Origin of the sequence: Stenotrophomonas humi, assembly GCF_001431415.1 — a bacterium.
GTDB lineage: Bacteria > Pseudomonadota > Gammaproteobacteria > Xanthomonadales > Xanthomonadaceae > Stenotrophomonas > Stenotrophomonas humi.
In genome coordinates this window covers 74,627-94,109 of the sequence record NZ_LDJI01000015.1, presented here as the reverse complement: position 1 = coordinate 94,109, position 19,483 = coordinate 74,627, and the positions used below count along the sequence as shown (strand labels likewise).

Here is a 19,483-nt window from a genome sequence, read left to right as displayed (position 1 = left end):
ACGAAATCCTGGGCGATTCAATGAAGCAAAAGTCGGTTGCAATAATCGACCCGGCTTGCTCACGCAGGATTAGCCATTTTGTTTTGTTTCTGATTTCACGATCTAGAACGTGACCGGCGCTCATCTCACACATTCCACTCCGCAAAAGTTCAGAGGCAGCGGCACGCATCCCGGACCACATCACGTATCGTTTCCGCCCTAGGCTTAGTTGTGCCCACTCATCAACTTCAGTTGAAGGAAGTTGCCGGGCAAGCGATTCGTTCATGCGGTGCTTGCGCAAGAGATTCCCTAGGTACGCAATAACTTCGCTCTCGCCCAGGGATGTCCAGAGTCGCAATCTAGACTTGGCAGGGCAATCGACAGCCCAACTCGCTAACGTAGTTGTTAGCGCCCGGTCCAGACTTCCGGATAGGTCGCCCCAAGGGTGCTGATATGTCCAAGCGAAAGGTTCATAAAGCGATCGTGCTGCCCCTTTCTGATTGAGCGGGACTAGCTGCAAGACGTTCAGGTTAGAAAGCGTTTCAAGGGCCTGAATAGCCAGCCCCTGGGGGGCTATGGGCGCGCTTACGGTTCTAGATCTCTCTAGGGCGCACCAAGCACAGGCAAGGAAAGGCCCAGTCGAACGAACAAAACTGTCCAATTCAGGCCAAAGCGTATTGAGGGTCGGTTGGTTGACGACATAGGCCACGTAGCCCTCGAATCGCTCATCCAAGTCGAAGGGTACCAATCAGCTCGGCGAGTGTCTATCTGATTTTCAGATATCGTCAAGCGCCTGAGCTATTGCGGCGAGGCCTGGAAGCTAAAGCAGGCATGGAGTGGACTTATCTCGCCGCTACGGCTTCCAGTTGACCGCATTACTTGCCACGCAGCTAGGTCCGGAGCAATGAGTGTGTCGGAGACCGGGCACCTAGAGGGGGCTGAGGCGAAGAGCATTGGCTTGCCGAAGCTGTTGGCCGTACAGCTGTTCGACCGCGTCCCTACAGCGTACTAGATAGCTACCGACCAAGAGCTCAACGTCAACCGAAAGGGGCCGGAACCTTCTCAGTGCCGCTGGCCTAGGCAAGAAGCGAACCATGAGGCGTAATGAAGATTAGGGCGCGTTATCGGGGGTACGGTGGGGCCAGCTTGGACCGAGGCTGTGTGAAAACCCTGCCTCTGCTGGCAAGATCTGAGCACCGGTCGATGGGTGCTTTACATGAAGCGATTCGTGGATGGGGTTGATCGTTCCCAGGGCCTTCTGCTCCCTGATCGGCGGGAAGATTACGTTCACGAAGAAAACCCCGTGCGTGTTGTCGATGCTTTCGCCGAAGCACTCGATCTGAGCCAGCTGGGCTTTGAGGCTGTCAATCGCGTCGCGGGCGGGAGGCCTGCCTACCATCCGGCCGCCTTGCTCAAGATCTACATATACGGCTATCTCAATCGCATCCAATCCAGCGGTCGTTTGGAGTGGGAAGCCGCTCACATCAAACAGCAAGGCTGAAGGTCGGCTCGACAAGCGGGACTTCGTCTACGACGAAGCCAAAGATGAGTGCGAGTGTCCGGCAGGCGAGCGGGCGATCCATCGCTTTGCGACCGAAGAGAACGGGCTGACGTTGCACAAGTACTGGGCTTCCGCCTGTCCCCGCTGCCCGATGCGGGCGAGGTGCACGACCGCCAAGCTATAGAAGAATCACCCGCTGGGAGCACGAGGACGTGCTGGAAAGGATGCAGATGCTTCTGGATGCCAGGCCCCAGGTTACCGTGGTGCGAAAACAGACGGTAGAGCATGTCTTCGGTACGCTGAAATCTTGGCTCGGCACCACGCCATTGCTGACGAAGACGCTTCCGAAGGTCCGAACAGAAATCAGCTTGGCGGTTCTGGCCTACAACATGAAGCGGATGATCAAGATCACGGGTGCGCAGGGCATGGTGAGGGCCATAGCGGCTTGAGCATCTCGCTCTGTTTACCATCGCGCTGGTTGCTCGAACTGGCCGCATTGTCGTCGGCAGTTCCGCTTCGACGATTTTTTACACAGCCTCGACCCAAAGCGGACGTTGGCCGAGTGAACCTGATTTCGTTTCATTTGGGGTAGGCATTCCGCCCGCCGTCTCAGAAAGAGCACGCCAGCAACATTCGATCTGGCGCGCTGCCCGCGTGCGAAGCGGTGGGATCGAGCACTCCCATGGTGCTTACGACTTGGTTTTACCGCTCCACGATCTGCTCACGATCATCCAGTGCCCTCGACCTTCGACAACGCAAGGTGGTCCACCCCCTCCCAGCCGGGATAATCCAGCAATACTTTTACAACTGCCGCATTCCCCGTCACATCCAGAATTTCGTAGCTGCGATGGCGTTGGGCCTCGTCGGCAGGTGGCCCAGTAAATCCCTTCACCCATTCTTCCGCCGTCTGGATGACCATGCCGCCCCTGGCGGGTGAGTATCCAATCACCACCCCGTCTTTCCTGAGCACTTCAAAAGCCAGGTTGGCGTCGCCCGCCTCGAACGCGTGCATCACTTTCTGCATGGTCCGATCCACGGCATCATGCTCGCCGCTCTGCGCCATGGCGCAGAGCGGAAGCAGCGTGAGTACGCCTGCGACAACAACCGATCGGATAATATTTTCATGGGATTTCCTGATGGGGTTGGGATAGTGGGCATGACTCACTTTGAGACCAGTACGCACCGTAGGTTTGACATTGATTTCGCCTGTTCCGGCTTTTGATCGCGAGGTCTGCGCGGAAGGCGGAGGGCCGTTACGGCGTGTTTGATGTCAGTACGCCGGTCCACGTCTTGCTGATCATTTGCCACTTCCCGTCAGTCTTGAGCAGCACGATATAGTCCACGCCCCTCCAGCCGGGATAGTCCAGGTTGATCCTGACGGCTGCGAGGTTTTCTGCCATGTCGACGATTTCGTAAGTGCGTTTTCGCTTGGCCTCGTTGGCGGCCGGCGTGCCGTTGAAGCCTTCCGCAAGTTGTTCGCCAGTGCGCTGCAGCAGCGCACTGCCCCTGGCGGGCGAGTAACCGATCATCACGCCATCCTTGCGAAAGACGTCAGACACCAGCGCGCCATCGGCGCTCGGATAAGCGCTCAGGAATTTCTGCATGACTTGATCTACGGCTTCGCGATCGCTGCTCTGGGCCATGGCGGAGGTGGGAAGGAGCAACAGGGCGGCGACGAAAGCAATGGATTGGATTGAATTTTTCATTGGTGTCCTTGAGTGTTGTTGGATGAATGGAGGTTTGGAAATAAGCATTAGTCGCGCAGCTCAGCCTTTCTTCGTAACCTGCGCAGGCTATTGTTCGGCAAGCTTGCGAAGCACTTCGACCACGGCTTCTGCCACTGGCTTTGCGGAGGCGTAGTTCTGCCCCGTAACCACGCGGCCATCGACTGCGATATACGGGTCGTCGCTGTTGATGGCAGAGAACAGACCGCCACGCGACTCGACCGTCTTGCGGATCAGGAAAGGAAATTCCTTGAAGTAGGCAGCGTCGTGCTATTCGGGGTAGCCACTGATGCGCTTGCCCGACACCAAGTGTTGGCCATTGGCGAGCTTGAGATTCACGATGCCAGCGGTGCCATGACAGACGCCCGAGACCACCCCTCCATTGCGCTCGTACACCTGCATGGCGATGTCCTGCAGGACCGGGGGCTCCGCCACGCCACACATGGCATTGCTGCCACCGACGTAGTACACAGCACGGTATCGGCTGGCGTCGATCTGCGCGGGCGTGAGGGTGTTGCGCAACCCGCCCATGAGGGGATCGTCCTTCAGGCGCGCCTCCACATCGTCGCTGACATAGGCGTCGAGGATCGGCAGGTCACCGCCATGGGGGGACACGAAGTCCACGGTATAGCCTGCTGCCCGGAAGATATCCCACGCATGCACGACTTCGCCGGAGCTGATGCTGGCCGGGATCGTCGAGTTGCCGTGGACCTTGCTGCTGGCAAGGATGAACAGCATGCGTTCCTGGCTGCCGCGTGTGGGCTGCGCGGTATCGGCCGTTGCGGCGAACTGCACCGGGCCAACCCGCTCTGCGGGCGAGGCAGTCAGTGCACGGTCGACACCGACGTACCCGGCGATCTGTTGGGCCGCGTCGGCGCTGGAAACACAGCCCATCCAGACCGATAGCAGGATTAGCAGCAGGGACTGTAGGAAGCGAGGTGGGTGCATAGGCGCTGGCTCGGTGGAAGAAGCCCGCACACTATTCGATGCCTTTCAAATCAATGTATTGCAATATCTTTCAGGAGTGCTGGAATCGCTTCTAGGAGTCGGCTCGGGTTGCGCGGAACGCCGCAGGCGTGATGCCTTCCAGCTTTTTGAAAGCGCTGTGGAAGGTCGACATGGATTGGAAGCCGGCTTCCTCAGCCATAATTTCTAGGGGCTTCGGCTGGGGCTGTCTCAGCAGTACCTTGGCTTCGATTACGCGCAGTTGCGCCAGGTGACCACCTCCTAGACGTGCCAGCACATCAACGCTGCGCAGCTGACTGCGCACCCGCTACGCCGAACGTCACGCTTGCATCGGGCAAGCCACACGGCGACCATGCGATTCGGTTTAGGGGAACCTTGCATGGAACTGCTGACGCTCGACAATTTCGCCCACCACATCGACGAGACCTTCTCTGCGATCATTAACGACGGCGAGATCCCGTTCGTACTGGTGGAGGCGCGCGCACTGAATCCATCGCAGTTGCGTCCGGGCGCGGCACGGGCACCGTTTTCGCTGTTGTTCCGCAATGGTTCGGCCTTCTTATTTCCGCAGCAAACCTATTTGATGCGCCACTCCGAAATTGGTGAGGTGGGGATTTTGCTGGTACCCGTAGCGCGCGAGCAGGCGGGGTTTTTGTATCAGGCGATCTTCAACTGAGGTTGCGCCCGCACGCGTAGATGGGCGGCGGTTTGTTGTGGGAGTGCCGTGAACCGCGATTGCACTCACGGGGGTGGGAGGCAGCGGTTCGCGCCGCCCCTCCGTGGACTCAGTCCCGCGCCCAGCGCAACAGCAGGTGCGAGCGCTGGTCCTTGATCACGGCAAAACCCAGGCGCCGGTACAGGCGCTGCGCGGCGACGTTGTCGGCTTGCACATGCAGTTCCACGCCGCAGCCTCGGGCGGCGGCTTGGCCTTGGCTGTAGGCGATCAGCGCCGCGGCCACGCCGCGGCCGCGTTCGTCGGGGAGCAGGCAGATGTCGACGATCAGGTGATCCGGTGTGCTGCGCTGCAGATAGTAGCGGCCCACTGGCACGCCGTCGCGTTCGATGGCCAGAAAATCGGAGTTGCCGTAGTGCGCTTGGTAGTGCTGGTGCTGTAGCGCGAACTGACTGTCGAGAAACGTACGCTTGGCCGCTTTGGGCCAGGGCACCGGAGCCAGTTCCTCGGCGCGGGTGCTGGCATAGAGTTCGCGCAGCCAGGGCAGGTCATCGTCGCGCAGCGGTCTCAGGGCGTACCCGCGCGCGCTCAGTAGCGCCGGGGTGCTCAGGTGGTCACCGCGCCCCGCCGGAAACGAAATGAACCGCGATGCCGCCTGCATGTCCTCAACCGAAGCTGGGGAAGGCGCCCTGCAACGCGATACAGAAGTTCGTGGCGAGGTAGGGCTGGCGGTTTTCGTGCGGCTGGCCGCCGCCGGACGGCCCGACCATGTTGGGGCTGAACTGGACGTTGGCGGTGGCGCTGGACACGAACGGAGTGCCTGTGGTCGGCAGGCCCGGATAGTTGTTCTGCGCCGGGATGCTGGTGCGCTTGGTTTCATCGGGCTGGTTGTAGACGGTCAGCAGGTGGTTGTGCGACGGCATCGTGTTCTGGGTCAGTGTCACTGAATTGCTGCCGTAGGACTCGCCGATGCTGTGCTGGGTCAGGCCCGGGCCCTGGCCCTGCTCGATGGCCGCGCGGGTGACGAAGTTGGGTAGTTGGAAGTTGGTCGTGCCGTTGCCGCCGTAGTTGGTACCCAGCAGCGAGAACAGGGCGGTGTTCTGCTGGATCCCCAAGGTGGCTCCATTGCAGAAAGCCCAGCCACGCGGCGGGAAGTTGAAGCCGAACAACTGGATTTCGCCGATGAAAGGTTCGGTCATGGTCTTGTCCTCAAAACGAGTAGGCGCGAGTGGCGGCTTAGCCTTGCGACGGGTAAATGCCTGCCCAGGCGACGCAGAACTGCACCGTGAGCGTGGGCATCCTGTTGTCGTGCGGCAGGTTGTCGCCGTTGCTGGTGGTCGCGTTGGCCGCCAAGGGCGCGCCTATAGCGCCGGTGATGTCGGTGACGTACATGGTCTCGCCCGAAAGCGCCGCCAGCAGCACCGTATTGCCGACCGCGCCGGTGGTCGCCAAGGTCGTGGTGGCCATCAGCGGGTGGTTGTGATTGGGCAGCTCGGCCTGACTCAGGGTGACGCTTTCGCTGCCGGCCATCTGCCCGATCACGTAGGTGCCCAGTCCCGGGCCGTGGCCCTGGTGGATAGGCACGCGGCCGCGTAGGTCGGGCACGGCAAAGGTGTTCATGCCGTCGCCGCCGTAGGTGGTGCCGAGCAGGGTGTACAGCACTTCGTACTCGGCGATCGGCTTAAGCGAACCGTCGCATGCGAACCAACCGTTAGGCACACGTGAAAAACCAAACATCCGGATTTCTCCGACGTAAGGGGTGCTCATGAGGAACTCCTATAGTGGATACCGGAAGCGTCAGTCGCGCGACGGATAGATGCCAGACAGCGCGATCACGAAATTGATCACGGTGTAGGGCTGCAGATTTGGGTGCGGCTGGTTGCCGCCGCCCGGACCCACACCCTGCAGCGGGACCGGGGTGCCGTTGGCGGGTCCGAAGATCGAACTGCCGTTGGTACCGTACAGGCCCCCAGTGGGGTTGCGGGCCGTGCCCGCAGTCGTGGTGCCGTTGACCTGATGGTTGTGGGGCGGAATCTGGGTGTTCAACAGGGTTACGCTTTCCACGCCGCCGATTCCCCCCTGGTTGTAAGGCTCAGGGTTCCAACTCGAATCCGCCGAATTGCCTGCGCCCACCGGAGTGCGCGACTGCATGTTGGGCAGGGCGAAGTTGGTAGTGCCGTTGCCGCCGTACATGGTGCCCAGCAGTGAAAATAGGGCTTGGTTCTGGGCGACGGGAAGGAGCTGTCCATTGCAAAGGGCGAACCCCTTGGGCGCGAATGAGAACCCCGTGAGCATGATCTGCCCGAGGAAGACTTCGGTCATACCTTTTCCCCCGAAAGGTTGGTGGCACGGACGTTATGTCCGGTGTGGGCGCTACTCTCGCTCACACCCTGCACATCGTACAAGCGAAATTTTCGCTCTGAAAACGTAAGAGTTATGCAGAATTTTCTTTATAAACGTAAGAGCTACGCAGAACTTCCTTTATATTAAAAATCCTGTTTGAATGATCCGCAAATTGCTGTTCGCAAGGGGTGCGGTCGGGTCTAGACCCGGTATCCGCAGACGGGGATAGGGTCTCGCCGTAGTGGCTCGAAAGCCTGGGGGCGTTCGTGACCATGCGGTGCCAACAGGGGTAGAACATGCATCAAGAGTCAACGCACAGCGTGAGGACGCCGCGTGCGTCTTCGCACATTTTCTTTTCTTCGTTCTTCTCCTGGTTCGCCATAGCGCTGTTGTGCGTGGGCAGCCTGTGGCCACAATTGGCAACCGCGGCGCCCTCAACGTACTGCCCGACGCTGAGCATGTCGGTGGCTAATAGCGGCTCGCAGACGATAAACATCAACCACTGCCATGGCGGCTTCGGCATTGCCGCGGGCAGCGCATCCACATTGCACGGCACCCGGACGGTCGGCGTGCAGTCGGGCGCGAACATTCCGTTGACTTATACCCACAACGGTGACAACGCGACCACTGATACGTTCATCATCAAGGACGACTACAACAACGACATCACGACCACCGTCACTATTGGGCTGGCGTCGAGCATCACCATTGGCGCCACGCCGACGGTCGCGCTGACCGTAGGCGTCCCCTTCAGTACCACCCTCAGTGCCAGCGGTGGCACCGGACCGTATACCTTCAGTCTGGACACCGCGCTACCGCCGGGCCTGAGCCTGAGCGGCAGCACCATTAGCGGCACGCCGAGCCAGCGCGGCGCCTACACGTTCACCATTCGCGCTGCCGACAGTATCGGCGACAGCGGCGTGCGTACCTTCAGCGGTAATGCGGCCAACCCAACGCTGACCATCGCGCCGTCGTCGCCGTCCAACGCCGCGCAGAATCTGCCGTACAGCGTGACCTTCTCCGCTAGTGGCGGCATCCCTAATTACGTCTACGCGCACGAGGTGGTCTCCGGCGCGCTGCCGCCTGGCTTGAGCCTGAGTGGCGCTACCCTGAGCGGCATACCGACCACGTTGGGCAGCTTCACTTTTGGCATCCGTGTCACCGACAGCAGCACCGGCACCGGTAGCTACGCCGAGATCGAAACGGTGACCCTGCAGGTGATTCCGCCGCCCACCATCGTGGTCAACCCGGCCACGATTCCGGGTGCCACCGTTGGCGTGGCATACAGCCAGACCCTCACCGGCAGCGGTGGTACCGCGCCGTACACCTTCGCCATCAGCGCAGGCACCATGCCGGCGGGGCTGAGCCTCAACGCCACCACTGGCGCGTTGACCGGTACGCCGACCGCGGCCGGCACCTTCAACTTCACTGCGCGCGCGACCGACGCCAACAGCTTCTCCGGTACCCGCACCTACACCTTGGTGGTGGCGCCGCCGGTTATCGTGATCGCACCAACCACGCTGCCCAGCGGCACGGTTGCGGCGGCTTACAGTCAGCTCGTCATCGCCAGCGGCGGCATCTCGCCGTACACCTATGCGGTCACTGCCGGTGCGTTGCCGACCGGCTTGACCCTGAGCACTGGCATCATCAGCGGTACGCCGACTGCAGGCGGCACCTTCAACTTCACTGTCACCGCCACCGGAAGCAGCACCGGCGCAGGTTTACCGCACACCGGTTCACAGGCCTATGCGCTGGTGATCGCGCCGCCCACGGTGAACCTGCCTGCTACCGGCCTGGCCAACGGCACGCAGGGCGCGGCTTACAGCGCCACGCTCAATCCGGCCAGCGGCGGTATTTCGCCATACACCTATGCGGTGACCGCCGGCTCCTTGCCGGCGGGGGTAACGTTGAACGGCGCCAACGGCACGCTGAGCGGTACGCCCAGTGCCTCGGGTACCTTCAACTTCTCCGTCACCGCGACCGACTCCAGCACCGGCAGCGGGCCCTATAGTTCAGTGCCACGCAGTTATACGCTGCAGATCGTCAATATCCCGCCGACGGCCAACGCGGTATCGGCCACAGTCGCTTACGGCAGCAGCGCCAATCCGATCACGCTGAACATCACCGGCGGCATTCCGGCCTCGGTGGCGGTGGCGACGAACGCGGCACACGGCATAGCGACGGCCAGCGGCACCAGCATCACCTACACCCCGACCGCCGGTTATGCGGGCACGGATACGTTTACCTACACCGCGACCAACGGCGCTGGTACCTCGACGCCTGCGACGGCGACAATTACGATCAATAACCCGACCATCACCGTAAGCGCGGGTGGTCCGCTGACCGCGCAGATCGGCGTGCCCTACACCCAGACCTTCAGCTGGAACGGTGGCGCCCAGCCTTTCACCGGCTACGCTGTCACAGGTCTGCCGGGTGGCCTCAGCATCACCGCGCAGACTCCCAACAGCGTCACCGTGTCCGGTACGCCGATCGCGGCTGGTTCGTTCGCGCTCACTGTCAGCGCCGCCGATTCGAGCACCGGCAACGGTCCGTTCACCGTCGGTCAGGCCTCCACCCTCTCTGTGTCGGCGCCAACTCTTACCCTGGCCCCGGCAGCGGGCACGCTAACCGCGACCTATGGTGCCGCTTACAGCCAGACCTACGTCGCCGGCGGCGGCACCGCGCCCTACAACTACACAGTTAGCGCTGGCGCCTTGCCGGCCGGCCTAAGTCTGGACACCGATACTGGTGTGCTTTCCGGCACGCCGACGGCGACCGGTTTGTTCACCTTCTCGGTGCGCGTGACCGACACCTCCACCGGCACCGGCGCGCCGTTCGCGCGCACTCAGAACTACGTGCTGCAAGTGGCCGCGCCGACCATCACGCTCACACCGCCCACGCTGAGCAATGCGCAGATCGGTACTGTCTACAATCAGGTTCTGACCGGCAACGGCGGCAGCGCGCCGTACAGCTTCGCGGTCACCGCCGGCGCGCTGCCGGCCGGTATCACGCTGAGCTCGGGAACGCTCAGTGGCACACCGACTTCGGGTGGCACGTTCAACTTGACTGTCACTGCCACTGACAATCACGGCCAGAGCGGCTCGCTTGCTTATAGCCTAAACGTGGACGCGGCGATGATCACCCTCGCTCCGGCCACGTTGTCCAATGGCGGCGTTGCCCAGGCCTACAGTCAGGCCGTGACTGCTTCAGGCGGCAGCGCCGGCTACAGCTTTGCCGTCAGCGCGGGCGCCTTGCCGACCGGTCTGAGCCTGGCCGCCAACGGCACTATCACCGGTACGCCAACCGCAGGTGGCAGCTTCAATTTCACCATCACCGCCACCGACAACAGCACCGGCAGCGGTCCGTATACCGGCTCGCAGTCCTACAGCGTGCTGATCACCGCCGCGAACGTGGTGCTGCCGCCGTCGGTCCTGCCCAACGGCACGGTCAGCAGCGTCTATGGGGTGACGATCGATCCGGCCACGGGCGGTATAGCGCCATACAACTATGCGGTTAGCAGCGGCAGCCTACCGCCTGGTCTGTCGATCGGCGGTGCCGGCGCCATCACCGGCACGCCGACCACGCCGGGCAGCTACAGCTTCAGCCTGACGGCGACCGACAGCAGCACCGGCAGCGGCCCATACTCGTCCGCACCGCAGAGCTACAGCCTTCAGATCGGTGACATCGTGCCGCTGGCCAACCCAGTGGCGGCCACGGTCGCTTATGGCAGCAGCGCCAACCCGATCACGCTGAACATCACCGGTGGTATTCCGGCCTCGGTGGCGGTGGCGACGAATGCGGCGCACGGCACGGCGACGGCCAGTGGCACCAACATCACTTACACGCCGGCTGCCGGTTATGCGGGGACGGACAGCTTCACCTACACCGCGACCAACAGCGCCGGGACCTCAGGGGGGGCCACGGTCAGCATCACTGTCGGTAATCCGACCATCACCGTGAGCGCCGCTGGTACGTTCAGTGCCCAGGTTGGCACCAGCTACAGCCAGACCTTCAGCTGGGCTGGCGGCGTCGCGCCCTACAGCAACTTTGCCGTCAGCGGTTTGCCAGCGGGTGTGACCCTCAGCGGCACCACCACCAACAGTGTGACGGTGAGCGGTACGCCGACCGCGACAGGCAGCTTCAACCTCAATGCCAGTGCCACCGATGGCAGCACCGGCAACGGGCCGTTCACTACCGGGCAGACCTTTGTGTTGACCGTGGGCGCGGCGACCCTGAGCATGACTCCGGCGCCGGGCAACCTGCCGATGAACTACGGCGTGGCTACGACCATCAACTTCGCCGGCAGCGGCGGCACCGCGCCGTACAGCTATTCGTTGGTCGCCGGCTCGCTACCGGTGGGCGTAAGCCTCAGTTCGGCCGGTGTGCTCAGCGGTACCCCGACCGTGCCGGGCAACTACAACATCAGCGTGCGTGTCACCGATGCCAGCACCGGAGTTGGCGCACCGTTCTCGTTGCAGCAGAACTACACCATCGTGGTGGGCACACCGGCGATCACCATCGATCCAGCCAGCCTGGCCAACGGCACCGCGGGTATCGCCTATAACGCGCAGCTCAGCTCCAGTGGCGGTATAGCGCCGTACAGTTATTCGCTGTCCTCCGGCGCGCTGCCGATCGGCATGTCCTTTAATTCGGTCGGTGCCTTGATCGGCATCCCGCGTTCGGACGGTAATTTCAGCATCACCGTGGGCTCCACTGATGCCAACGGGCAGAACACCAGTCGTGTGTACACCTTCACCATTGCCGCGGCGACGGTGGCCATCACCCCAGCCAGCCTGCCCGGCGGCGTGATGGGTACGGCTTACTCGCAGAGCCTGAGCAGCAGCGGTGGCATTGCGCCATACAGTTACGCGATCACCTCCGGCGTCCTGCCGACCGGCATCACCTTCAGTTCGGCGGGTATGTTCAGTGGGACGCCGGCCGCCTCCGGTAGCTACACCTCCGTGGTGCGCTCCACCGACGCCGCCGGCTACAACAGCACGCAGAGCTACACCATCGTGATCGCCGACGCAGTGCCGGTGGCAGTAGACGACAGCGCGACCACGCTGTCACAGCAAGCGGTGATCATCCCGGTCACCGCCAACGATAGCGGTGTGATCACCTCGATCGCGGTAGCCAGCGCTCCTGCGCACGGTACTGCTACGGTCAGCGGTTCGAACGTGGTCTACACATCGGCCGGCACTTATTTCGGCGCCGACAGCTTCACCTACGCCGCGATCGGCCCGGGCGGCACTTCGGCCCCGGCCACGGTTTCGATCACCGTCACCGCGCTGCCGGTGCCGATGGGACAGCCGCGCACCGCCACCACCCTGGCGGGCCAGCCGGTTGTCATCGACACCACAGAGAGCGCCACCGGCGGTCCGTTCACCGGGGTGACCCTGGTGACGCCGCCGGCCGCAGGCACTACAACGGTGACCGGTACCAACATCACCTACACCCCGCTGGCCACCGCCTCGGGCACGGTGAGCATTGTCTACACCTTGAACAACGTCTACGGCGCCTCGGCTCCGATCACCTCGACGATCACCGTCAATCCGGTGCCGGTCGCGGTCTCGCGACGGGTCAGCGCGAATGCAGGTGTCCCGGCGGTGGTCGAACTGACCACCGATGCCACTGGCGGCCCGTTCACTGCGGCCAACCTGGTGTCGCTGTCGCCGGCCGATGCGGGCACCGCCACGATCGCGTCCTCGGGCAGCGGTGCCAGTGCGAGCCATCGCCTGACCTTCACCCCGGCGGCCACGTTCTCCGGCACCGCCACGGTCACCTTTACCCTGAGCAACGCGTTCGCGACCTCGACGCCGGCAGCCATCGACTTCGACGTCATCAGCCGCCCGGACCCGACCCAGGACGCAGAAGTGATGGGACTGTTGGGGGCACAGACCGCCACCGCGCGGCGCTTCGCCACCACCCAGATCGGCAACTTCCAGCGCCGTATGGAGGGCATGCACAACGGTGGCAACGGTACGCGCTTCGAAAACGGACTGAGCTTCGGCGTCGAACGCCGCTGCCAGGGCGAGGCACTACGCATGCCGGGCAGCGACTGCCGCCAGGTGGACTTGTTGGACGACTCGGCACCGGGCGACAACGCTGCCGCTGCACCCAACAACGGCAAGGGTGCCGGTGATGGTGGCAGCTTGACCCTCTGGACCAACGGTTCGATCAACAGCGGCGATCGCGACGGCCGTTCGAGCAGCGCGGGCTTTGACTTCCAGACCAGCGGCATCAGCGCTGGTGCCGACACACGCGTGAACCAGGACTTCGCTTTCGGTGCCGGTATCGGCTACGGCCGCGACACCACCGATGTTGGCCGCAATGACACCCGCAGCCGCGGTGAGAGCTACACCTTGGCCATGTACGGCAGCTACCACCCGGGCGAGTACTTCTTCATCGACGGCCTGCTCGGGTACCAGTTGCTGTCGTTCAATTCGCGCCGCTATGTCACCGCCAACGGCGCAATGGTGAGCGGCGACCGTGACGGCAAGCAATGGTTCACCTCGCTGTCGCTGGGGGGCGACTACCGGCGTGACAGGCTGTCACTGGTTCCGTACGCGCGCTTGGACGTGGCGCGTGCCACGCTGAACGGCTACATCGAACGCGGCGATGCGATCTATGCGCTGCGCTATCAGGATCAGGAGGTCGATACCACCACCACCAGCCTCGGCCTGCGCATGGACTATCGCTTCCCGGTTAGCTTTGGCACGTTTTCGCCGCAGGCGCGCTTCGAATATCAGCACGACTTCCAAGACGACAGCTCGGTGGTCATGAGCTACGCCGATCTGCCGGGTGGTCCTTTCTACCGCGGTCACATCGACGGTCTCAAGCGCAACCGATTCGTTTTCGGTCTGGGTGCGGTGCTACAGACCGAGCGCGATTTCACCTTGCGGTTCGAGTACCGCGGCCTGTTTGGCAATGACGACGATAGCGACCATGGCGTGCTGCTGAACCTTGAGAAGAAGTACTGATCGAATATCGAATAAGGTGCGACACCACTGCGAACGCCGCGCTTGCTCTCTTCGGTAATTCTTAGCCAAACCAAATCCAAGAGGATTTGGTGATGAAGTGATGCCAAGCGCCTGGTGCTGGTCAGCCGTGGCCACACTTGGGACGATATTGATCCTTCGATACAAAGTTTCGAGAGAATGCCGGCTGGCTAATGCCGCTTGCTCTTGGCTGAGAACGGAAGCCGGGCCCGCTAGGGACTAGGGAGATTTATCGGGGGTAGGGAAGGGCAGATCCCAACCCCAAGCGGATGTTTGCGCGTTTGTTGGCTGAGGGTGAGCCCATGCGGCCCATAGCGGACATCGCGCCGATCACCCTAGTTGGTGATACTGCCTTTTGCGGCACCTTCATAAGGCAGAAGTCGCTGTTGGCTTTGGCGCTCAGCTTGTCTAAGGCAATCTGAATTGCCGTCCGGGTTCTACCCCGAAATCACGGACGGGTGCTGCAGGCCAGTCAAGACAGCCTGCGGGTTGGGACTGGCATGCTGTGCCCTTGCTTGATTGCCATCCAGCATGAGCTCATTGAACAGTCTCCACCAGTGTGGCTGCACGGCTGCTGCGTTCGACCAATCCATCGGCGCGGCAAGGACGTTTGGGGTAGAGCTTGCGGACGGTTGGGACGCATGGCTGTAGCGATCGGTGATGGAAACGAGTGACGAGGCAGGCTGTGGAACGCTTGTACAGCCTGTGGCTGCACTCATCAGCAACACTACGAGTGAGGTGGTTTGTACAGAAGTGGGAGCCGTTGTCGCGATGATCTGCTTCATGTCAGTTCTCCAGTGGTGATGGGTGCTGGCGTAAGTTTGCGGCCGAAGCGTGCGTACACCGCTGGCAACACGAACAATGTGAAGGCCGTTCCGACGATCAGGCCTGACACCAACACCACGGCAATGGCGCGCTGGCTACCTGCACCCGCACCGCTAGCGAACAACAATGGCAATAGACCCCCGACCATGGCGGCTGTGGTCATCAGAATCGGGCGCACACGGGTACGTGCAGCGGCGAGTACGGCAGCGGTACGGTCCAGCCCTTGGCTGCGTTGCTGCGCGTTGGCGAACTCAACGATCAGGATGCCGTGTTTGGCGATGAGGCCGATCAACGTCACTAGACCAATCTGCGTATAGATGTTCAAAGTACCGAAGCCGAAGAACAGCGAGATCAAGGCACCGAACGCGGCCAGTGGTACCGTGGTCAGAATCAGCAAGGGGTCGCGAATACTTTCAAACTGCGCTGCAAGCACCAGGAAAATGAATACCAACGCGAAAGCGAAGGTGACCGCAAAGCCGCCTTTCTCCTGCAGGTACTGGCGTGACTCGCCAAGGAAGTCCACCTGGTAACCGCCTGGCAGTTTGTCCGCAGCAAGCTGCAGCACCTGCACGGCTTGCCCAAGGGTGACACCAGGCCCCGGCACGGCCACCAGCGTGGCGCTGTTCATCTGATTGTGCTGGGTCAGTGCATTTGCCTCCACACCATGCTCTAGGCTGACCACGGTCGACAGCGGTACCTGAGTGCCGGCGGCGCTGCGTACGTGGTAGAGCGCCAAGGCTTCCGGGGTCAAGCGCTGATCACGGGGTGATTGCGGGATCACGTCGTAAGCACGGCCCTGGGCACCGAAGCGGTTGACGTACGATTCGCCTACCAGACGCGCCAGCGTATCGCCGATCTCCTTCATGCTAAGTCCAAGGTCATGCGCACGTGAGCGGTCGATGCGCACGTTGACGGTGGGGCTGGCAAAGCTGAGGTTGGAATCGACGAAGGCGAACTTGCCACTGGCCATAGCCGTGGACTCAAGCGTCTGCATCGCAGCATGCACCGTTTCATGTCCGGACGATGATGTCAGCACCATCTGTACCGGGAAGCCGCCGGCGGAGCCGGGCAGGGGAGCAGGCAGATACGCGGAGCCAGCAATACCTTCGATGCCTGCCAAGCGCTCCTGCAGTGCGTTCATGATCTCGCTGGAAGTGCGCTCGCGCTCATTCCAGGGTGCCAGCATGACGCCGCCCCAGCCCAAGTTGAGGGCACTACCAACGCCTTGCACCATGTAGGTGTTCTGGGCCTCCGGAATGTCGTTCAGCGCGGTTGCAACCCGGGCTGCCTGGCTTTCGAGAAACTCCAAATTTGCGGATTGCGGGGCTTTCATATCGACCACGATTTCACCTTGGTCTTCAGTGGGTGCTAGCTCGGATTGCAATCCATTGAATAGCACCGGCAGGCACAGCAATGCGCCTACACCGAGTAGCAGGATCGGACGGGTGTCCCGCAACAGCCGCGAAAGCAGACCGTGATACGCGGTTACCACGCGGTTAGTCGTCCGCTCCACGATCTGGCCGAAACGGCCAGGGTGCTCCTTGCGTAGCAGCTTGGATGCCACCATCGGTGAAATGGTCAGTGCGACGATGGCCGAAACCACAACCGCCGCGGCAAGGGTGAATGCAAACTCGCGGAACAGTGCGCCGGTGAGGCCGCCGACCAAGCCCAGTGGTGCGTACACCGCGACCAGTGTGGCTGCCATGGTCAATACAGGCCCTGCGATCTCGCGTGCGCCATTGATGGCGGCATGTCGTGGTGTTTCGCCATCTTCAATGCGGCGATGCACGTTCTCCACTACCACGATGGCGTCGTCCACCACCAATCCGATCGCCAGCACCATGGCCAGCAGTGTCAGCAGGTTGAGGCTGAATCCCAGCGCGAACATGATGGCTGCCGCACCCAGCAGCGATAGTGGAATGCTCAGCATCGGCACAGCCACCGCACGTACGGAGCCGAGGAACAGGAAGATGACCAGCACGACTTCCAGGCTGGCAATGATCAGTTTGGCCTTGACGTTGCCGACTGCCGCGTCGATGAACACCGTGACGTCGTAAGGAGTCGCCATGGTTGTGCCCGCAGGCAGGTCAAGCTGGTCCAGCACGGCCCGCACTTCACGCGAGATGGTCAGCGGGTTGCCGCCCGGTGTGGCCATCACTTCCAGATAGACCGCAGCCTCGCCATTCATGCCAGCCGTTTGGTTGCGGCTTTGCGCGCCGATCTCAACCGAGGCTAAATCTTGCAGCCGCACCAATCCGTCGCTGGATTTCACCACCAGTTGGCGGAAGCCTTCCACGCTGTCTAATTGGGTATCGGTGCGCACGTTGGACACCACCAACGAACCCTTCACCTGGCCAGGTGCTGCTTGGTAATTGTTGTCGGCGATGGCCGCGTCGATGTCGGCACTGGTGATGCCGTGGGCAGCCATGCGCAATGGGTCGAGCCATATACGCATCGAAAGTGCCTGGCCGCCGAGTACGTTCACCGCAGCGACACCTTCCACGGTGGTCAGGCGTGGACGCGCCACCCGCATCAGGTAATCGGTGATGGCGGTGGCAGCCTGCCCGCTGGGGGCTGTGAAACCTGCGTACACCACGCCAATTGCGCCGGGTGCCTGACGCACGACAACCGGGTCGTAGGCGTCTTCGGGCAGCAGGTAACGAACCTCATTGACCTTTGCCAGTACTTCGGTCAGCGCGGCATCGGAATTCGCGTTCAGGCGCAGGTGAGCGGTGATGGTGCTGCGACCCTGCTCGGATGAAGAGGTGAGGTATTCAACGCCCTGTGTGGTTGCTACAGCCTGTGCCAGTGTGGTCGTGACAAAGCCCTGCATCAAATCAGCAGGGGCGCCCGGGTACTCGGTTGTGACGGTGACCACAGCACTTTCGATGCGCGGATACTGGCGCAGTGGCAGATCGAGCAGGGCGCTAAGACCAACCAGCACGATCAACAACGCGAAGGCGGTGGTGAGTACGGGTCGTCTGATAAAGAAGTCGGTAAAGGCCATCGTCACTGCTCCTTGCGTGCGGCAATGGAGCTAGGCGCGGCCGCGCTCGCAGGTATGCTTACCCATGCGCCGTCCTGCAGGTTGATCTGGCCGGAGACCACCACCAGCTCACCAGCCTGCAGGTCACTGTTCCGCAGCGCTATGCGGTCGCCATGGCGCATGTCGGTTTGAACCGGCAGCAGACGTGCCTGTGGCTTGCCGGCATTCTCACGTACGACATAGAGCGAGTCGCCGGCCAGTGACGCGCTGATAGCGATCGCCGGCACGGTCACTGCAGGGGGATCGGGCGGTAGCGTTACCAGTACACGGGCGAAAGCACCGGGCCACAAGTTGCCCTTGCCTGGTGCGGTAAGAGTGGAGCGTACATTGACCATGCGGTCGTCCTGGTTCACGCGTGGGTCGATGGCACTGATCCTGCCTACCACGCCGCTGTCGGAAACACCGTCAACGCTCAGCTGCACTGCGAGGCCCTCGCTCAGCAGCGGGAGGAATCGTTCGGGCACCCGGAAGTCCACGTGCAGATGACGAAGGTCGGTCAGCGTGGCGATTGGTGTACCCGCTTCTACGAATTGCCCAAGGTTGACCTGGCGTACGCCCAGCACACCATCGAACGGCGCACGCACACGGCGTTGTGCAATCTCCGCCAGTATCTGCGCCACCTGTGCATGCTGCTGAGCGTGGCTGGCTTGATGCTGCTCGTACTCGGCACGCGATAGGACCAGATCCTTCAATCGGTGCGCACGAGCCAGGCTCGCATCCGCCAGCGTCGCTGCAGCGCGGTGGCGCTCCAGCTCACGCTGCATGGGGGCGTCATTGAGCTGTGCCAATGGCGTGCCTGCTTTGACGGACTGACCGCTGCTGAAATGCAGGGCGGTGATCCGGCCGGCAACTTCGGCCGCTACCAGCACCTGCTGATCAGCCACCACCGTGCCGATAGCTTCGATTTGTTTGGGCAGTGCTTCGCGTCGTGCGGCTTCGACCACCACCGGCACTGCCGTTGGTGTGCCCGCAGCCGACGCTGCGGCGGCTGCGCCGCGTTTGCGGTACATGTCGAATAGCGTAAGGGCGACAAGCAGGGTGATCACGCCCAGCGCAATGCCTATCAGGACGGAGCGACGCAGAGGACGGCTATTGGCGACGGGGCTCATCGCCTCGCCCGCGGAGTTGTTGAGAAAATCATTTCAGCTAATGTCCCGAGACTGGAGAATGGCTGCAGTCTAGGCGTCGCCGGTTGCCGCAAAAAACGATCTTATCTTCAAGTGAAAAATAGATTGTCTAAATTGATGCTACACAACGAGGTCTGGCGGAGTGAGCCTTGCAGGGCTGTCTTGCGTTCCAATCCGTCGCTATAGGCGGCCAGGGCGCCAGAGCTGGCGATAATCCGATGAGAGGGGGTGTTCGATGGGGATCGGATTGGGTTCACTGATGCGGCCAATCGCGCGTGCTGATGAACCGAATTCTAGATCC

At 62.0% G+C, this 19,483-nt stretch carries 15 protein-coding genes and 1 pseudogene; 3 read left to right on the top strand and 13 right to left on the bottom strand.

Annotated elements, in window-relative coordinates:
- Positions 1-265, bottom strand: a 265-nt coding sequence (locus ABB26_RS19295; protein ID WP_211261947.1) for a hypothetical protein, incomplete at its 3' end; no start/stop codon positions are given.
- Positions 266-1,195: 930 nt separating this feature from the next.
- Between ABB26_RS19295 and ABB26_RS18640 the strand changes: the two are divergent.
- A pseudogene (locus tag ABB26_RS18640) lies at positions 1,196-1,929 on the top strand (transposase).
- Between the two features lie 278 nt (positions 1,930-2,207).
- On the opposite strand, the gene ABB26_RS08885 reads toward ABB26_RS18640, so the two are convergent.
- From ABB26_RS08885 to ABB26_RS19685, 4 genes are all read right to left on the bottom strand, one after another.
- On the bottom strand, positions 2,208-2,645 hold the full coding sequence (locus ABB26_RS08885) for a nuclear transport factor 2 family protein (RefSeq protein ID WP_161809030.1): 438 nt from the start codon (positions 2,643-2,645) through the stop codon (positions 2,208-2,210).
- 88 nt (positions 2,646-2,733) lie between these two features.
- Positions 2,734-3,186, bottom strand: coding sequence for a nuclear transport factor 2 family protein (locus tag ABB26_RS08880; RefSeq protein WP_057633319.1), 453 nt, complete (start codon positions 3,184-3,186; stop codon positions 2,734-2,736).
- 288 nt (positions 3,187-3,474) lie between these two features.
- A complete protein-coding gene (locus ABB26_RS08875; RefSeq protein WP_057633318.1) occupies positions 3,475-4,098 on the bottom strand; it encodes a DJ-1/PfpI family protein in 624 nt (207 codons plus the stop codon).
- A gap of 145 nt (positions 4,099-4,243) precedes the next feature.
- Positions 4,244-4,447: a helix-turn-helix domain-containing protein gene (locus tag ABB26_RS19685; protein WP_425477252.1), complete on the bottom strand. Its 204-nt coding sequence runs from the start codon at positions 4,445-4,447 to the stop codon at positions 4,244-4,246.
- Positions 4,448-4,549: 102 nt separating this feature from the next.
- On the opposite strand from ABB26_RS19685, the gene ABB26_RS08865 reads away from it, so the two are divergent.
- Positions 4,550-4,846 carry a DUF6916 family protein gene (locus ABB26_RS08865; RefSeq protein ID WP_057633316.1) on the top strand — a complete coding sequence of 99 codons (297 nt, stop codon included), beginning with the start codon at positions 4,550-4,552 and terminating at the stop codon, positions 4,844-4,846.
- A gap of 109 nt (positions 4,847-4,955) precedes the next feature.
- Here the strand turns inward: ABB26_RS08865 and ABB26_RS08860 are convergent, their stop codons facing one another.
- The 5 genes from ABB26_RS08860 to ABB26_RS19160 form a co-directional block, all read right to left on the bottom strand.
- Positions 4,956-5,504: a GNAT family N-acetyltransferase gene (locus ABB26_RS08860; protein WP_083490750.1), complete on the bottom strand. Its 549-nt coding sequence runs from the start codon at positions 5,502-5,504 to the stop codon at positions 4,956-4,958.
- A 4-nt stretch (positions 5,505-5,508) separates the two neighbouring features.
- The gene (locus tag ABB26_RS08855; protein ID WP_057633315.1) at positions 5,509-6,042 is read right to left on the bottom strand and encodes a phage tail protein; all 534 of its coding nucleotides are present in this window, start codon (positions 6,040-6,042) and stop codon (positions 5,509-5,511) included.
- 37 nt (positions 6,043-6,079) lie between these two features.
- A complete protein-coding gene (locus tag ABB26_RS08850; protein ID WP_057633314.1) occupies positions 6,080-6,610 on the bottom strand; it encodes a phage tail protein in 531 nt (176 codons plus the stop codon).
- A 30-nt stretch (positions 6,611-6,640) separates the two neighbouring features.
- On the bottom strand, positions 6,641-7,165 hold the full coding sequence (locus ABB26_RS08845) for a phage tail protein (protein WP_057633313.1): 525 nt from the start codon (positions 7,163-7,165) through the stop codon (positions 6,641-6,643).
- A gap of 322 nt (positions 7,166-7,487) precedes the next feature.
- Positions 7,488-7,775 (bottom strand): hypothetical protein, encoded by a 288-nt coding sequence (locus tag ABB26_RS19160; RefSeq protein ID WP_057633312.1) that lies wholly within the window; start codon positions 7,773-7,775, stop codon positions 7,488-7,490.
- 4 nt (positions 7,776-7,779) lie between these two features.
- Between ABB26_RS19160 and ABB26_RS08835 the strand changes: the two genes are divergently transcribed.
- Positions 7,780-14,166, top strand: coding sequence for a putative Ig domain-containing protein (locus tag ABB26_RS08835; RefSeq protein WP_161809029.1), 6,387 nt, complete (start codon positions 7,780-7,782; stop codon positions 14,164-14,166).
- A gap of 455 nt (positions 14,167-14,621) precedes the next feature.
- On the opposite strand, the gene ABB26_RS18950 is transcribed toward ABB26_RS08835, so the two are convergent.
- From ABB26_RS18950 to ABB26_RS08825, 3 genes are read right to left on the bottom strand one after another with little or no spacing between them, the layout of a single operon-like run.
- The gene (locus ABB26_RS18950; RefSeq protein WP_152982608.1) at positions 14,622-14,969 is read right to left on the bottom strand and encodes a hypothetical protein; all 348 of its coding nucleotides are present in this window, start codon (positions 14,967-14,969) and stop codon (positions 14,622-14,624) included.
- Positions 14,966-18,016, bottom strand: coding sequence for an efflux RND transporter permease subunit (locus tag ABB26_RS08830; RefSeq protein WP_057633310.1), 3,051 nt, complete (start codon positions 18,014-18,016; stop codon positions 14,966-14,968). Before ABB26_RS08830 ends, ABB26_RS18950 begins: the two co-directional genes overlap by 4 nt.
- Before the next feature lie 2 nt (positions 18,017-18,018).
- Positions 18,019-19,065, bottom strand: a complete 1,047-nt coding sequence (locus ABB26_RS08825) for an efflux RND transporter periplasmic adaptor subunit (protein WP_161809028.1) — start codon at positions 19,063-19,065, stop codon at positions 18,019-18,021.
- Between the last annotated feature and the right edge of the window lie 418 nt (positions 19,066-19,483).

What these genes read in the sequence shown, in the direction of transcription:
- ABB26_RS08880 (WP_057633319.1), bottom strand. Translation starts at nt 3,186, where the DNA reads ATGAAAAATTCAATCCAATCCATTGCTTTCGTCGCCGCCCTGTTGCTC.
- ABB26_RS08875 (WP_057633318.1), bottom strand. Translation starts at nt 4,098, where the DNA reads ATGGGCTGTGTTTCCAGCGCCGACGCGGCCCAACAGATCGCCGGGTAC.
- ABB26_RS08865 (WP_057633316.1), top strand. Translation starts at nt 4,550, where the DNA reads ATGGAACTGCTGACGCTCGACAATTTCGCCCACCACATCGACGAGACC.
- ABB26_RS08860 (WP_083490750.1), bottom strand. Translation starts at nt 5,504, where the DNA reads ATGCAGGCGGCATCGCGGTTCATTTCGTTTCCGGCGGGGCGCGGTGAC.
- ABB26_RS08855 (WP_057633315.1), bottom strand. Translation starts at nt 6,042, where the DNA reads ATGACCGAACCTTTCATCGGCGAAATCCAGTTGTTCGGCTTCAACTTC.
- ABB26_RS08850 (WP_057633314.1), bottom strand. Translation starts at nt 6,610, where the DNA reads ATGAGCACCCCTTACGTCGGAGAAATCCGGATGTTTGGTTTTTCACGT.
- ABB26_RS08845 (WP_057633313.1), bottom strand. Translation starts at nt 7,165, where the DNA reads ATGACCGAAGTCTTCCTCGGGCAGATCATGCTCACGGGGTTCTCATTC.
- ABB26_RS19160 (WP_057633312.1), bottom strand. Translation starts at nt 7,775, where the DNA reads ATGTTCGCGCCCGACTGCACGCCGACCGTCCGGGTGCCGTGCAATGTG.
- ABB26_RS18950 (WP_152982608.1), bottom strand. Translation starts at nt 14,969, where the DNA reads ATGAAGCAGATCATCGCGACAACGGCTCCCACTTCTGTACAAACCACC.
- ABB26_RS08830 (WP_057633310.1), bottom strand. Translation starts at nt 18,016, where the DNA reads ATGGCCTTTACCGACTTCTTTATCAGACGACCCGTACTCACCACCGCC.
- ABB26_RS08825 (WP_161809028.1), bottom strand. Translation starts at nt 19,065, where the DNA reads ATGTACCGCAAACGCGGCGCAGCCGCCGCAGCGTCGGCTGCGGGCACA.